This is a genomic window from Paenarthrobacter sp. YJN-5 (genome assembly GCF_015040095.1).
GTDB classification, from domain to species: Bacteria; Actinomycetota; Actinomycetes; order Actinomycetales; family Micrococcaceae; genus Arthrobacter; species Arthrobacter ureafaciens.
This window is the reverse complement of record NZ_CP053544.1, coordinates 308,060-321,026: the sequence shown is the minus strand read 5'-3', so window position 1 is coordinate 321,026 and position 12,967 is coordinate 308,060. Positions and strand designations below refer to the sequence as shown.

General features: G+C 60.1%; 11 protein-coding genes. 2 read left to right on the top strand and 9 right to left on the bottom strand.

Translation table 11 applies throughout. From position 1 onward, the window contains the following. On the bottom strand, nucleotides 1-849 hold the full coding sequence (locus HMI59_RS01475; protein ID WP_193592580.1) for a hypothetical protein: 849 nt from the start codon (nucleotides 847-849) through the stop codon (nucleotides 1-3). Between the two features lie 97 nt (nucleotides 850-946). After that, the gene (locus HMI59_RS01470) at nucleotides 947-1,399 is read right to left on the bottom strand and encodes a hypothetical protein (RefSeq protein WP_193592579.1); all 453 of its coding nucleotides are present in this window, start codon (nucleotides 1,397-1,399) and stop codon (nucleotides 947-949) included. Between the two features lie 605 nt (nucleotides 1,400-2,004). Here HMI59_RS01470 and HMI59_RS25915 point away from each other — a divergent pair. Continuing rightward, on the top strand, nucleotides 2,005-2,139 hold the full coding sequence (locus HMI59_RS25915) for a hypothetical protein (RefSeq protein WP_255527645.1): 135 nt from the start codon (nucleotides 2,005-2,007) through the stop codon (nucleotides 2,137-2,139). A gap of 891 nt (nucleotides 2,140-3,030) precedes the next feature. On the opposite strand, the gene HMI59_RS01465 is transcribed toward HMI59_RS25915, so the two are convergent. From HMI59_RS01465 to HMI59_RS01445, 5 genes are all read right to left on the bottom strand, one after another. After that, the gene (locus HMI59_RS01465; RefSeq protein ID WP_193592578.1) at nucleotides 3,031-3,375 is read right to left on the bottom strand and encodes a winged helix-turn-helix domain-containing protein; all 345 of its coding nucleotides are present in this window, start codon (nucleotides 3,373-3,375) and stop codon (nucleotides 3,031-3,033) included. 115 nt (nucleotides 3,376-3,490) lie between these two features. After that, nucleotides 3,491-4,636, bottom strand: coding sequence for an ABC transporter substrate-binding protein (locus HMI59_RS01460; protein WP_227471499.1), 1,146 nt, complete (start codon nucleotides 4,634-4,636; stop codon nucleotides 3,491-3,493). 174 nt (nucleotides 4,637-4,810) lie between these two features. Continuing rightward, entirely contained in the window at nucleotides 4,811-5,551 is a 741-nt protein-coding gene (locus HMI59_RS01455) for a carbohydrate ABC transporter permease (protein ID WP_227471498.1), read from the bottom strand. 145 nt (nucleotides 5,552-5,696) lie between these two features. After that, a complete protein-coding gene (locus HMI59_RS01450) occupies nucleotides 5,697-6,536 on the bottom strand; it encodes a carbohydrate ABC transporter permease (protein WP_227471497.1) in 840 nt (279 codons plus the stop codon). A gap of 126 nt (nucleotides 6,537-6,662) precedes the next feature. Further along, nucleotides 6,663-8,993, bottom strand: a complete 2,331-nt coding sequence (locus HMI59_RS01445; RefSeq protein ID WP_193592574.1) for an FAD-dependent oxidoreductase — start codon at nucleotides 8,991-8,993, stop codon at nucleotides 6,663-6,665. 158 nt (nucleotides 8,994-9,151) lie between these two features. Here HMI59_RS01445 and HMI59_RS01440 point away from each other — a divergent pair, with 158 nt between their 5' ends. Continuing rightward, nucleotides 9,152-10,192, top strand: a complete 1,041-nt coding sequence (locus HMI59_RS01440; RefSeq protein WP_193592573.1) for a LacI family DNA-binding transcriptional regulator — start codon at nucleotides 9,152-9,154, stop codon at nucleotides 10,190-10,192. Nucleotides 10,193-11,164: 972 nt separating this feature from the next. Here HMI59_RS01440 and HMI59_RS01435 read toward each other — a convergent pair. Both HMI59_RS01435 and lipA read right to left on the bottom strand, forming a co-directional pair. Then, nucleotides 11,165-11,926 (bottom strand): methylenetetrahydrofolate reductase, encoded by a 762-nt coding sequence (locus HMI59_RS01435; protein ID WP_193592572.1) that lies wholly within the window; start codon nucleotides 11,924-11,926, stop codon nucleotides 11,165-11,167. A gap of 30 nt (nucleotides 11,927-11,956) precedes the next feature. Beyond that, nucleotides 11,957-12,964 carry a lipoyl synthase gene (gene lipA, locus HMI59_RS01430; protein ID WP_182264011.1) on the bottom strand — a complete coding sequence of 336 codons (1,008 nt, stop codon included), beginning with the start codon at nucleotides 12,962-12,964 and terminating at the stop codon, nucleotides 11,957-11,959. Between the last annotated feature and the right edge of the window lie 3 nt (nucleotides 12,965-12,967).

The following is a 12,967-nucleotide window of genomic DNA, read 5'->3' as shown; positions in this document are numbered from 1 at the left end:
TCAGTTTCCCTGTCCCATCCCCGAGTACGTGAAGTGGAGGGTGGCGCCTTTGCAACCGTCCTGAAGCAACTGCGTGTCCAGCATCCTGATCTGCGGCCACTTGCTTTGGGGTATGCCCAACCCGGAAAGGCTGCTGGAGCCGGCCGGCGCCGTGAACGGATACGTGCCGCTGAACTGGGTCAGCGCGTAATCCGCCGTGGTGCACGGCAGGTTCGCCGCCACAGCCTGCGGGGTACGAACCACCTGACTGATCGCGACCGACAAATTGCTCACAGCGATGCTCTTGCCGATGGGGTTTGAAATCTGCAGCTCAATTGGCTGGGAAGTCCCCGGAGCCAGCGGACCGTTCACTGTGCCCGTTACGCCGAAGTTCCGCTTGACCTCCTGGACATTCAACTGCGCCGACGCCATGGATTGCATACCTCCGCCGGTCCCGGTGATGGTGAAGTCGGTCTTGCCCGCCGGAGTACTGGGTGCGGTGGTTACGGTCAACGTCGCCTGGGCGGTGCTGCCGGACGTGAGGTTGACCGACGACGGCGACCACGCGGCTGTTGCTCCTGCCGGCAAGCCCACGACGCCGAACGTCACCGGACCAGCGAAGCCTCCCTTGGAGGTCGCGGCCGCCGTGTAGGTGACAGCCAGCCCTTGGTCCGTGCTCCGGCTCGACGGCGACAAGGTCACCGCGATGCCCTTGGCTTCCTTGCCCGGGGTGCCTTGTCCGTTTGACTGTCCGTTGCCAGCTGCCAAGGCGGTGACCGGTACGAGTGCCACCAGCACGGCGAGGATCACGGCGCGGAGCGGCATTCCACCTCGGAGGAATGCCCTGCGGCGCTCTTGCGTGGGGTCCATGGAAGAAGCTCTTTTCGGACGGGCCGGGTGTTGCGGAACTGGGGGCAGGCAACTGGCCGGGGACCGCCGTCGTTGGTCAGTCCCCGACCTGAGGCCGCTACTTGCTGGTGACGCTGACCGTCACTACTGCGCCCTTGCAGGCGTCCTGGTTCTCGGTTGCGCTGTCGTTGAAGGTCAGGGTGCCGCTGCCGACGGACGAGGTAGCACCCGCAGCTACAAGGGTGTTGGACGTTTCTGCGGTGGCCGTGAACCATCCGGGAAGGCAGCCAGCCTTGTCAGTGGAAACAGTAGGAGTCAGCTCACCGACCTTAGTGCTCGGGGTCATCGAGTTGGTCGCGGTGTAGGCGACGTCTACCTGGTTGCCCGGCGCGAGGCCGCCGTCGAACGTCGCGAAGAGTGTTACGGTGCCTCCGCCGGCCGAGTTTGTGGCGGTGCCGTTGCCGGAGCCCGTCGTGGTCCAGTAGGCGTATGCCGCACCGCCGCCGACGGCGACCAGGGCAACACCTGCAACGGCAGCGGTGATACGGCTCTTCTTGGAAAGCTTGCGCATGATTTGGCTCCTTGGTTCATCTGCAGTCCGGGGAGCCGCGTCGCAACCCCCACCATCCGGTTCCTTTGCCCGGATGAAGCGATGTCCCCAATAGTTCAGGTTGCTTCCCATGCGGTGCCACACTCGGATGTACGCCTGTTTTTCGCCTGAACGATGGTTCAGGAATACGTTTGTTCGCGCGGCGAGTACTCGGGTTTTTGACTGACGACTACTTGGTTCGGGTGCCGATGTTGCCCGGCGGGAAACCGGGCTCGCCTAGGTGATAATGGTCGGGATTCGTTGCTATCTCAGGGGTTTTTAGGTTGTTGGGGCCATGCTCGCGAGGAGTAGACCGAGCGCCGAATGAGGGCGCGCTTTAGCGATGGCTATTTATCCGATCTACGGCCTCGTTTCGGTCGACTGTTCACGCCGCTGCGCCAACATTGTGCAGCCCTTGAGCCAAAACTGCGCTGGCATTCGAGGAATGCGGCATCGGGCTCGACGCGCTAGCAGCCGATTCGGTGGGCAAAGCCAATGGCCTGGAAAGCAGCGAGCACCGATTCACCCGTCCCCGATAGCTGGCACACCGGTTGTGGACATCGCTGAAGCAAGCGGAAGGAGAACACATGGCCGAGGCTGGTTCATCGGGGAAGTCGCTGCTGGATGAGGGCACTCTACTGACGGCGATTCGAGAGGACAGGGCGAAGGGAGTTACATCCGTCGCCGCTGCGGCCTTCATGGAGGGTGCCGGCGGAGCCTGAGGGGTAGCCGAGGTGGGGACCTGATGTGCCCCGACGCGGGAATCTGGTCTCCCGGTGAGATTACTAACCAGCCCGCAGAGGTGTGCCACCGGTATCCGAAGGTTTGGGCTTGCCTGCAGAGACTCCACGGGCCGGTACCAACGTCCCCGCAAACGTTCACTTTCCGAGGCAAGTCCCAGGACACGGAACTGACCGCATGCGTGCCTTCATCTCTGGTCGACGAGAGGTGTAGCGTTTACGGCCCCTTCATCGTGCTTTTCATCGTGCGGGTCTTACGTACATGGCTTCGACCCTAACCTTGCGGGACCAGTCGGCATGCTCCGCCGGCGCGGTTATCGACCGGCTTGCGGGCGCCATTGCATCCGATAAGCGACCGGCTCCCGGGTGCCGTCGAAGGCGGCCGCCCACCATTTAGAGCGGCTAGCTAGAGGGACCATGCTGCCCCCCGACGGCATATGCAAGGCTGCAAATCGCGGTAGAACGCTGCGAAAGATGCCCCCCGTCCGATCCCTTCACTCGAAGGGCTCTTTGCTACAGCGACAATCATCAAGATGACCGCAACTGGCCTTCCATCTCCATGTGGCGCGGAGCTTCATGTAGATAGCATTTCCTCGACCACAGCGCCCAGGATACGGACATCCTTGTCGGACAGATCCTGCAAGCCGTGGACGAAGGCTTCCATATGCGCTCTGGAAGCGGATCCTCCGTCTGCCCAGAACCTGATCCACAGGTACAACGAGGCGAAGCTACCGTTTTCCAAGCCGCTCCGGACCTCTTGCCGTAGGTCGTTGATTTCCGTCGCCGGCGGCCGACCGCCACGCTTGGCGTTTCTCATCCGCCACGTGCGCCTGACGCGTGGGCGGCCCGGCACAATGATGCTAGAAGCATTGCTCAGGCATCCGTCTTTACAGATCCACATTCAGAGCAGAGACTTCGACGCTGCTGGGCCTGCCCGTCCGGTCGTCCCCGCACTGTCGTCTGCTGCTTCATCCTAGCTTCATGGGCTTGAATGCGTTGCTCCCCGTCTGCGGACAGGCTGTAGATCATGTGCCGTCCAAGTTTCTCGGTATTGACAAGCCCGTGAGCATTCAGTTGAGCCAGCCGGTTGCTGACGTATCCCTGTGATAAGCCGAGTTTCTCGGCGATGGCTTTGGGATAGCTGGACCCGTGTTGCAGGATCCGGATTATGGATTGCGTCGTTCTTCCGTTGAGCAAAGGGGAAACTTGTGCCTTCACGTGGTTTCCTTACCGACAATCGCTCCCGGCGGGAGCAAGAACCTTTGTCCTTTGATAATGACCGGGTGTGTGTCCCGGCCCGTGATTGGGCCGGGACACACTGACATCGCTGGTGTTATCCCTTGAGCATGGTCTCCAGGTCCGTTTTTGCTGCGGCCATTGCGGCCTTTGCGGTGACGGTGCCTGATAGTGCCGCTTCGACGTGTTCATTGAATCGGGTTTGGGCTGATGAGGCGCTTGGGAAGTTCCAGAACGGGTTGCGGGTCGCCGTGGCAGCGATCTGCTTGTCGAATTCGCTATGGAACGTGTTGTTTTTGAACCAGTCCGAGGCCAAGTTCGCCTTTGTTGTTGGAGGTTGTCCTGCAGCTTCAAAGAGCTTTTGGGCGGCCTTGGCATCGGTGCTCATGAACTTCATGAATTTTGTTGTAGATTCCTCATCGCTGAAGCGCACCAGTGGCTGGCTCCAGACCAGGGCGCGCGGCTGATCCCCCACAGATTTGGTAGGACGTGCGACTGGCTTCATCTTGGATGCAATATTTGGGTCCTTGGACTGGCCGGGAATGATGCCGACAGCTTGGGGAGCGTCATCGTAAATGGCGGCCTTTCCTTGGGCGAAGAGGGTGCGAGCGGAGTCGCGGACGACTCCGGCTTGGATTAGCCCTTCATCCAAGAGAAGCTTCCAGTAATCCAACGCCTGGATTGACCCGTCGTCACCTAGAGTTACCGTTTCGCCGTCCACAACCGGAGAGCCGAAGGTCCACATCCAAGGAATGATGTCCTTGAGCTGTTCGACCTTGGTGCAGGGAGCGTAGGGGATGAGATTGCTGTCGGCTCTCTTCAATGCCCGAAGTGCCGCTGTAAATTCATCGGTCGTACGGACCTGGCTTGAGACTCCAGCATGAGCGAAGATTTCGGTGTTTGTGATAACACCGATAGCAGACTGCGTCCAGGGCATGGCGTACCTCTTGCCCTTGTAAGTGCCAGCATTATTCACCGAATCCGGGTACAGAGACTGGTCGAATACTCCTGAGACTTCTTTAAGTGCACCGGTCAGGGCGAGGGTGGAAAGCCACTCTTCGTCAATGTGGGCTACTCCACTGAGGCTCTTGCTTTTGGCCTTAAGGACCAGCTGGTTGAGGTACTGCAAATATGGATAGGTGTTCTCTTCGGTTTTGATTGAGGTGGATGTTCCGAAGTCTGCCACGACTGTTTTGAGTGCTTTTCCTGAGTCCTGCCCGAAGACCCAGGACGTGACGGTCAAGGGCCCGTTGGCCGCAGGGCCGCTTGATGTAGAAGCGCAGCCAGTCATGGTGAGGAACCCCAAGGCCGCAGTGCCCGCCCCGGCTCCGAGAAATGTGCGTCGGGACAGGCCGGCTGTTGAACTTGGCGTCGTTGCCATCTCGTTTTCCTATTCGTTAGTTTTCTTGTTCGGATGTCATTTGACAGAGCCGGCGAGGGCTCCGCTTACAAAGTGTTTTTGCAGGAGGAGAAAGACCGCGACCACGGGCAATGAGGTCACCAGGGATGCGGCCATCATCTGGCCATAGGAGTTCTGAAACTCACCTAGGAAAGTCAGTGACAGGCCAGCTGGCAGAGTTTGCAGGGGCGTGTCTACCAGGGTGAGCGCATAGGCGAGGTCATTCCATGCCCTAATGAAGGCGAAGAGTCCAACGGCGATCAGGGATGTCCGGCAGACCGGAAGCAGGACCGTAATCATGATTCTGAATTCGCTTGCTCCGTCGATGCGCCCGGCTTCCATGAGGTCGTTGGGGATTGCGTCAAAACTGTTCTTCATCATCCAGACCGCGAGCGGGAGCGTGAAGGTCGAATACGAGAGGATGAGCGCCCCGTAGGTGTTGAGCAGACCAAGAGCGTTGAAGGACGCATACAGCGAGAGTAGGAGTAGGACCTCAGGAACCATCTGGGCCACGAGTATCAGGTACATCAGGGGGGTGCGGCCATAGTAGCGGAACTTGGAAAAAGAGTATCCGGCCGTAAACCCGAGGAAGAGACTGGTGACAGTGGTGATGGTCGCCACTATCAGGCCGTTCGCCATGAACTTCAGGAGCGTCCCGTTGGTGAAGACTTCTGTGAAGTGGTCCAGGGTGAACGAACGCTGGAGCGACGGCGGGAACTGGAAGATGTCTTCATTTGCGGTGAAGGCCGTCAGTGCCATCCAAGCCACGGGGAAGAGGGCAAACAGCAGCAGTACGGCGACGGTGACATGGGCGGTCGTTGATCGCCGCTGCCCTGGAGCGGAACCGGGGGCTGATCGGCCTGGGCGCGCCCTTACTGGCGTTTTCAGGGTTGCAGACATCTACTTAGTCCTTTTCCTGCTTGATGGTATACACGACGTAAATGGCAACGAGGAGGCTCATGAGGATTGTCCAGATGGCGCCGATGGCGCCGGCCTTCCCGAGGTCGAAGTCACTGAAGGCAGCCTTGTAGAGAGCGATGGAGAACGTCGTTGTGGATCCCACCGGTCCACCGCTTGTCATGACGTAGGGGATTTCGAATTGCTGAAGGCCCCAGATCGTCTCGAGCAACAGCGTCAGAGCCAACGCCGGTTTGATCTGCGGAAGAATGACGAAGATCTGTTTCTTCCAGGCGGAGGCGCCGTCCACGGCTGCCGCATCGTGAACCTCCGAAGGAACCCCCTGCAGTGCCGCTAGGATCAGGATCGTCATCCACGGGAAGGAGTGCCAAATCTTTGCCACGACTATAGCCGTCATGGCCAGCTGGGGGGAGTCCAGCCAGTTAGTGTTTCCCTCTCCTAGGCCGAACATCTTGATCGCGCCATTCAGCACACCGTAGTTGGTGTCGAAGATCCACAGCCAGACGAACGAGACGACAACACCAGGGAGTATCCATGGAATGAGGAAGCCCGTTCGGAGCGCTCCGACTGCTGCCATCCGTGTGTTTAAGGCCAGTGCGAGGGCAAGTGCGACAACAAAGGCTCCGAGGGTTGAGGCGCCGACGAAAACGATGGTTTGCCACAGGATCGGGCCGAATGAGGGTGCCGAGATGAAGGCTGCGATGTTCTCAAATCCGACGAAGTTCTCCTCTGTGCCGAGCAGGCTTCGGTCGGTGAAGGCGAAGGCCAGCGACTGGACAAAGGGATATCCGATGACGAGGACAAAGAGAGCCAGAGCCGGGAGCACCAGCAGATAGGGAAAGGATGTCCCGCGCCTGGTCTTGCGGTTCCGCGCAACCAGACCCTTGCTAGGCTTGCGTTCGCTACTGCCGGGGCCGACCTCAGAGGGTGCTCTGGTATGAAGCGACATGATCTAGCCAACCGTTGAGCAGAGAGGGGACTCGTAGCAGCGGATCTCATAGACTCCTGCCGCGGGATCGCCGTTGGTCGCGAAGACTGTCAGGCGGATGCTGTCGGCCGAGGTACCTTCGGGGAGATCGTGCACAACTCGGGTCGAATAGTTGCCCTCAACCCGTGCGACTTCCTTCCACTGACCCCCGGCATCCACTTCGATGATGTAGTCCCGGGCACACTGGGGATCGCGATAGAAGGCGGGGTAGGCGTGGTATTCGCGCAGTAGGTGTCCGGCAAACGTGATCTGGACCTGACGGACGTGTTGGGGCTGTTCCCAGGACAGTTTGAGCCACTGAGGAAGCGGTGCAACCGGATCTGACCTCCACTGGTTGGTGCTCTGATGCGGACGTGTGACACCCGAGAGGACGTTCCCGGCGGCATAAGCCTCTTGAGCCGGTTCGATCTGGAAGCTCAGCGTCGAGCCTCCACCGAAGCGGCGGTAACGACCGGGACTGTATTCATACCCTGCAATCTGGCCCGGCAGGACAGCACTGGAGACGTGCCACTCGACGTCTGGTGCCGCCTCAAGGTCTACCCGAATATACCCGCCTTTGGCCAAATCCTCCCCGGGGATGTTCACGGACCATTCGACCCAATGCGGCCCACCGGGCGGAACGACAAGGACCTCTTTGCCCAAAGCTCCCCCCGGTTCCGTCCTGTAGTCCCAAATGTCGTCGACCTTGTGGACAGTGGCGGTCACTTCGCGGGCTGAATCTCCTTCGTTGGTTAGCGCGAGGCGAAGAATGTCAACACCTTGCCCCGCGCCGACGGCGACCCACTGCGCTGTCCTCCGCTCTAGGCGTCCCGTGAATGGGTGAACGGGGTGGTCCCGCCAATGGTCGATTCCGCCAAGCCAGTTAGCACTGTTCGGCCCGACGCCGCGGACCTTTTCACAACTGCTAGCGGTGACAGTAGCCGTTAGGGAGAGGTCGCCCGGATCCGAGTTCCGCACATGGGGCAGGAAGCAGCCGTCACGCAGCAGAGTCTGCTGGAGCTCCTTCACCTGCTGAGCGAGTACGGTCCCGACCCCTTCCGCGTCCTTGGCCATGGCAGCGGCCGTGCCTGCCGCCTGGCCCATGACTGCCGTGGTTCCCATTACACGTAGGGCACCCAACGCCGCATGGGTGGAGCTGACATTCCTTCCGGCAAACATCAGGTTGGAAAGATCCTTGCTCATCAGCGAACGAAGGGGGATGCCAAAAGGCCCGACGTACTTGGAAGAGCCGAAACTTGACTTCGGGTTAGCGAAAAGGGCAGTACTTACCGGCTCTGCATCCTCGGCCAAAAGTCCGCCGAGAGTGTGTAGATCGACGTACCACCCACCGAAGGCTACTTCGTCCTCGAACTCCCCGTTTTCAATGAGGTGATTCTCAGTGAGCACCAACTGCCCGAGCAGCCTCCTGCTTTCACGTTTTCCGGGCACTTGCCCGATCCAATCCAGCGCCAGGTTCTGGGCCTTGTCGGACCAGTACGGGTCCCTGTTTTTCAAATAGTCCCAAATCCCAAGGACATGCCTTGTGAGTTCGTGCCGGATAGCCTCGTTGTCATGGATCGAATCCCATGGCGTGCCGATTTCGATCCACCAATAGCCGCTAGAAAGAGTTTTGGGGAGCCTTGCACCCTTACGGAAGAAGGACGGATCGTCGTATTTAACCGCCCAATCAGGCGCTTTGAAGGGCACCGGGGTACCAGTATCAACGGTCTTGAAATGAAGGGAACTTCCCATCGTTCCGTCGGTCGCTTCATTCGGCGCATCAGGTTCACCGTGCTCCGAAGCTGATTCCGTGCCGGAGAGCCACTCAGCCCCCGCCAGTGCGCCAAGCGTCCCATCACCAGTGCAATCGATGAAAGTCTTTCCAGTGATTTGGATAATCGTTTCGGCATTGGCCACCCTGGCCCTGACCCTCGTGATTCGCTGTTCGGTGACGTCGACTTCCTCAAGCGCTGTGTTTAGATGCAGGGTGAGGCCCTCGGTGCGTACTGCAATGTCATAAAGAACGAGGTCCCACACACTGTTAGTCCAGCCGTTCTCCTCAATCTTGGCGTGGTTTATCGCCCGCTCTTGGATCAACGCTTCCGAGATAATCCCTGTCTCCCGGGCATACCCATGGAAGGCTGCGGCGCCATGCGGGGTGACCCGTACCTCGGATGAGGAATTTCCGCCCAGAACCGGACGGTCCTGGATTAGTACGGCCTTGGCTCCGTGCCGGGCTGCCGCAACCGCTGCGGAAAACCCGGCCAAACCGCCGCCGGCGACCACTACGTCGTAGTCTTCTTCGACAAACTTCACTGATTTATCCCTTCAAGCTTCTTTTGCATGGCACAAGTTCACGTCTCTTGCGATGTTTGCGTGATGCCGCCGCTTCGCAGAACTTAAACGTTCTAGTAGAATAAGTATGTGATCGGCATGGAACCATGTCAATACATAGTTTCCAAGAGAGGCGGATAATGGCATCCCCGAATCCGAACGGTCGACGTCCCACCATCGTCGATATCGCCAAACAAGTCGGGGTCTCACCGGCGGCCGTTTCGATGGTGCTCCGGGATCTGCCGGGCATCGGGGAGGAAACGAGACAAAAAGTGCTTGCCGTCGCGGCCGAACTGAATTATCGGCCGGATTCACGAGCCAGGTTGTTGCGGAGCCGCAGATCCAAGATGCTCGGGGTGCTTTACTCGCTTATGTCGCCGTTTCACGCCGACGTTGTGCAGTGGCTATACGAATCGGCAGCTGGACGGGGCTACACCGTGATGCTCGGCGCATTGGCGGAAAACATCTCCGCATCGCGCGCGGCAGAGACTCTACTCAGCGCCCGCTGCGATGGCATCATACTGATCGACCCCGAGTCAACTATGGACGAAGAGGCTATTTCCGTAGTGTCTCAAGTTCCTACTGTGGCTATCGGTCATATGCAAGCCCGTGAGGGAACAGATCTCGTCCAGGCTTCGGGTGCCGAAGGCATTGCTCAAGCGATGGGCCACCTTGTCAGTCTCGGGCATCGACGAATTGTCCACGTTTCCGGCGGCGCATCGCTTGCGGGGCTCGAAAGAAGCGTTGCGTATATGAACTCGATGGAAAGATTGGGGCTGGCCGAAGAAGCCAGGGTTATCGAAGGGGATGGTTCGGACCTCGCAGGCGTTCTAGCTGCCCGGACGTTGCTGGAAAGTGAACTGCCCACCGCCGTCTTGACGTACAACGACACCACGGCCGTTGGTCTACTGTTTGAACTCCTCAGGGCGGGCGTCTCCGTGCCCGCCGATGTGTCCGTCGTTGGCTATGACGACAGCCACGTCGCATCTCTGCCCCACATAGGACTAACGTCAATCGCACAGGGCTCGCGTCGACTTGCGGCCGCTGCAGTTGAACGAATGGACCACAGGTTGAACGACATCGGCAGCCCTATCACTCCAACGTTTCCGTCTATCGATGTGCTCACACCACATTTAGTGGTACGCAGTTCGACCGGCCTTCCCCGCGAGATGCCAGACTAGTCGCCTTTCCCGCGCCCGTACCACTGTGACAACGGGCGCGTACTCCGTCTTGCAGGAGAATCTGGCCGCGATCGACTCCGCTGCCAGGTGGCAGGACGCACTGTCCCATTTCCTTAGAAGCGGGACGTTCGTGGGCGGGCGTCCGTGGCGGTTAGTGCCGGACGTCGCAATTCGCTCTCCGGAGGAAGCCCACTGCAGGATGTCCCACCGGCGCCTAGACTTCGGGTATGTATACGGGGGAATGCTGGTTGATGAGTGGACGCCCTTGCGTCAGATGCGCCGTACTCAGAAGTCTGGCCCCGGCCGGTTATTGAGCACTTCGGGGAACGTTTGAGGCAAAGTAAGTTTGGTCACCAGCTGGCCCGTGAGCTGTATGCCATTCCGAACAAGAAGCCTTCGGCGGTTAGGTCGCGTGGGCTCGTGGGCGAGGCATTCTGGGCCTCACCGGCATGGGCCTACGAGGACGAGGGGCATACGGTCCTTTCAGATGACTTCTGCCGGCAGCAGCGCGATGACGCGCTGGAGAACTTCGACTTGAACGTGGCCTTTTTGCAACGCTCCGGCCCGATGCTTTCGAGGCTGCCCTGGCCGAGATGCTAGCTAAGAACAAGCAGTTGCGGGAGGTCACTGATTTGAAGACTCTCGACTGGGAGGAAGGCGCTCACGTGATGGTGCTGGACAGGTACTGGCAGGCCTACGTCGTTCGTATTCCGGGAGCGAAGCGAACATGTCAAAGATGAGCTTGCCGTGGGCACTAGTCGTATCCAGCCAGGGAACGGAAGCCTATCCCCTTGCGTGCACCTCGAAGCGTCGATTAGTGTCTCGCAAACCTTCGGCCAGACAAGCCATGCGCCGAGCCCAGCGGCGTCCCCCTGGGGGCGCTCCCCATCTACGGATCAACAAGCCGAGACCTCGCGCCGGCTGACCCACGGGCCAATCAGTTCAGGCACTGTGCCGCCTCACGAGCGCGCCCTACTGCGGCAGCGCCTCGAGGGAATTGAACGTGTACAACTGGATGCCTTCAACACCCGGCCGGGCAGCCAGCTCCTGAATCAGGGCGTCGGGTGCGTATCTTTCGCCCAGGATGAGCTTGCGGGCAAGAGGTCCCTTGCGGCTGAGGAACTTGAGCGAGGCGCCCACTCCAATCCTGCTTGCCAGGGAGATGAGCTTCGCTTTCGGAACTGCACCAGCAACTCCGGCGTGGACGGGAAGGGTCACGCCCTCCTTGCGGAGCAGGGCGACGTAATTGTGGATGGTCTCCGCCGAGAAACACATCTGGGTGACGATCTTGCCGGCGAACTCCTGTTTCTCCAGCAACGCATCCATCAGCTGCAGCCCGTTGATAGACGGGTGGCCTTCCGGGTAGCCCGCGACGCCCACCGACATCGACCCGCCGCTCAGTTCCGCAATGTCACGTACAAGTTCGACGCCGGTGGAGTAGGCGCCCGCCGCTCGCGGGGCGTCACCTCCGATCGCAAAGACTTCCGTGATCCCGGCTGCCGCACAATCACCGAGGATCCCGGACAAGTGCTCCTGGCTTTCCACGCACTTGGCGACGATATGCGGAACGGCCACGAAGCCCAGCTCGCTCAGCTTGATCGCCGTCCTCACGGTGGATTCGACTCCGTGGTGGGGCAGGCAAGTGATGCTGACCGTCGAACCGGCCGGCAGCGCACTGTTGACCACGTCAACGATGCCATCGGTAGGGATGATTTCAACGCGGGTGGCAAGCATGGTGAGTCCTTTGTGCTGGCTGATAATCAGTTAGCCGTGGGCGGCGAGGATGGTGGAGGCTTCCTGGCGGGTGGTGCCGGAGGATTCGATGTGGGCCAGGGCTTCGGGGATGGCCCATCCTTTCTTCCGCATCGCGGTGGCCCAGAGGCGCCCGGCGCGGTAGGAGGAGCGGACCAGGGGCCCGGACATGACGCCGAGGAAGCCGATCTCTTCGGCCTCGTGCTGGAGGTCCACGAATTCCTGGGGCTTGACCCACCGGTCCACGGGCAGGTGCCGCTCGGACGGGCGCAGGTACTGGGTGATCGTGATCAGGTCACACCCGGCATCGTGCAGGTCCCGGAGGGCTTCGGAGATTTCCTCGCGGGTCTCGCCCATGCCCAGGATCAGGTTGGACTTGGTCACCATGCCCAGATCCCGGCCCTGCGTGATCACGTCCAGGGAACGCTCGTACCGGAACGCCGGACGGATCCGCTTGAAAATCCGGGGCACGGTCTCGACGTTGTGCGCGAACACCTCGGGCTTGGACTCACAGATCGCGGCGATGTGTTCGGGTTTGCCGGAGAAGTCCGGGATCAGCAGTTCCACCCCGGTGCCGGGGTTCAGTTCGTGGATCTTCCGGACCGTTTCGGCGTACAGCCACACGCCCTCGTCCTCGAGGTCATCACGGGCCACGCCGGTCACGGTCGCGTAGCGCAGCTGCATCGACTGCACACTCCTGGCCACCTTGGTGGGTTCGAAGCGGTCCAGCGGGGAGGGTTTGCCGGTATCGATCTGGCAGAAATCACAGCGCCGCGTGCATTCGGACCCGCCGATCAGGAACGTCGCTTCCTTATCTTCCCAGCACTCGAAAATGTTCGGGCACCCGGCCTCCTCACACACCGTGTGCAGGCCTTCCTTTTTCACCAGGTTCTTCAACCCAACAAACTCAGGGCCCATCTGGACCTTCGCCTTGATCCACTCAGGCTTACGCTCAACCGGGACCGCCGCGTTACGCTGCTCAACGCGCAGCAACTTACGGCCTTCAGGTGCCAGGGTCATGGA

What these genes read in the sequence shown, in the direction of transcription:
- HMI59_RS01455 (WP_227471498.1), bottom strand. Translation starts at nt 5,551, where the DNA reads ATGGCACTGACGGCCTTCACCGCAAATGAAGACATCTTCCAGTTCCCG.
- HMI59_RS01440 (WP_193592573.1), top strand. Translation starts at nt 9,152, where the DNA reads ATGGCATCCCCGAATCCGAACGGTCGACGTCCCACCATCGTCGATATC.
- HMI59_RS01435 (WP_193592572.1), bottom strand. Translation starts at nt 11,926, where the DNA reads ATGCTTGCCACCCGCGTTGAAATCATCCCTACCGATGGCATCGTTGAC.
- HMI59_RS01470 (WP_193592579.1), bottom strand. Translation starts at nt 1,399, where the DNA reads ATGCGCAAGCTTTCCAAGAAGAGCCGTATCACCGCTGCCGTTGCAGGT.
- HMI59_RS25915 (WP_255527645.1), top strand. Translation starts at nt 2,005, where the DNA reads ATGGCCGAGGCTGGTTCATCGGGGAAGTCGCTGCTGGATGAGGGCACT.
- lipA (WP_182264011.1), bottom strand. Translation starts at nt 12,964, where the DNA reads ATGACCCTGGCACCTGAAGGCCGTAAGTTGCTGCGCGTTGAGCAGCGT.
- HMI59_RS01475 (WP_193592580.1), bottom strand. Translation starts at nt 849, where the DNA reads ATGGACCCCACGCAAGAGCGCCGCAGGGCATTCCTCCGAGGTGGAATG.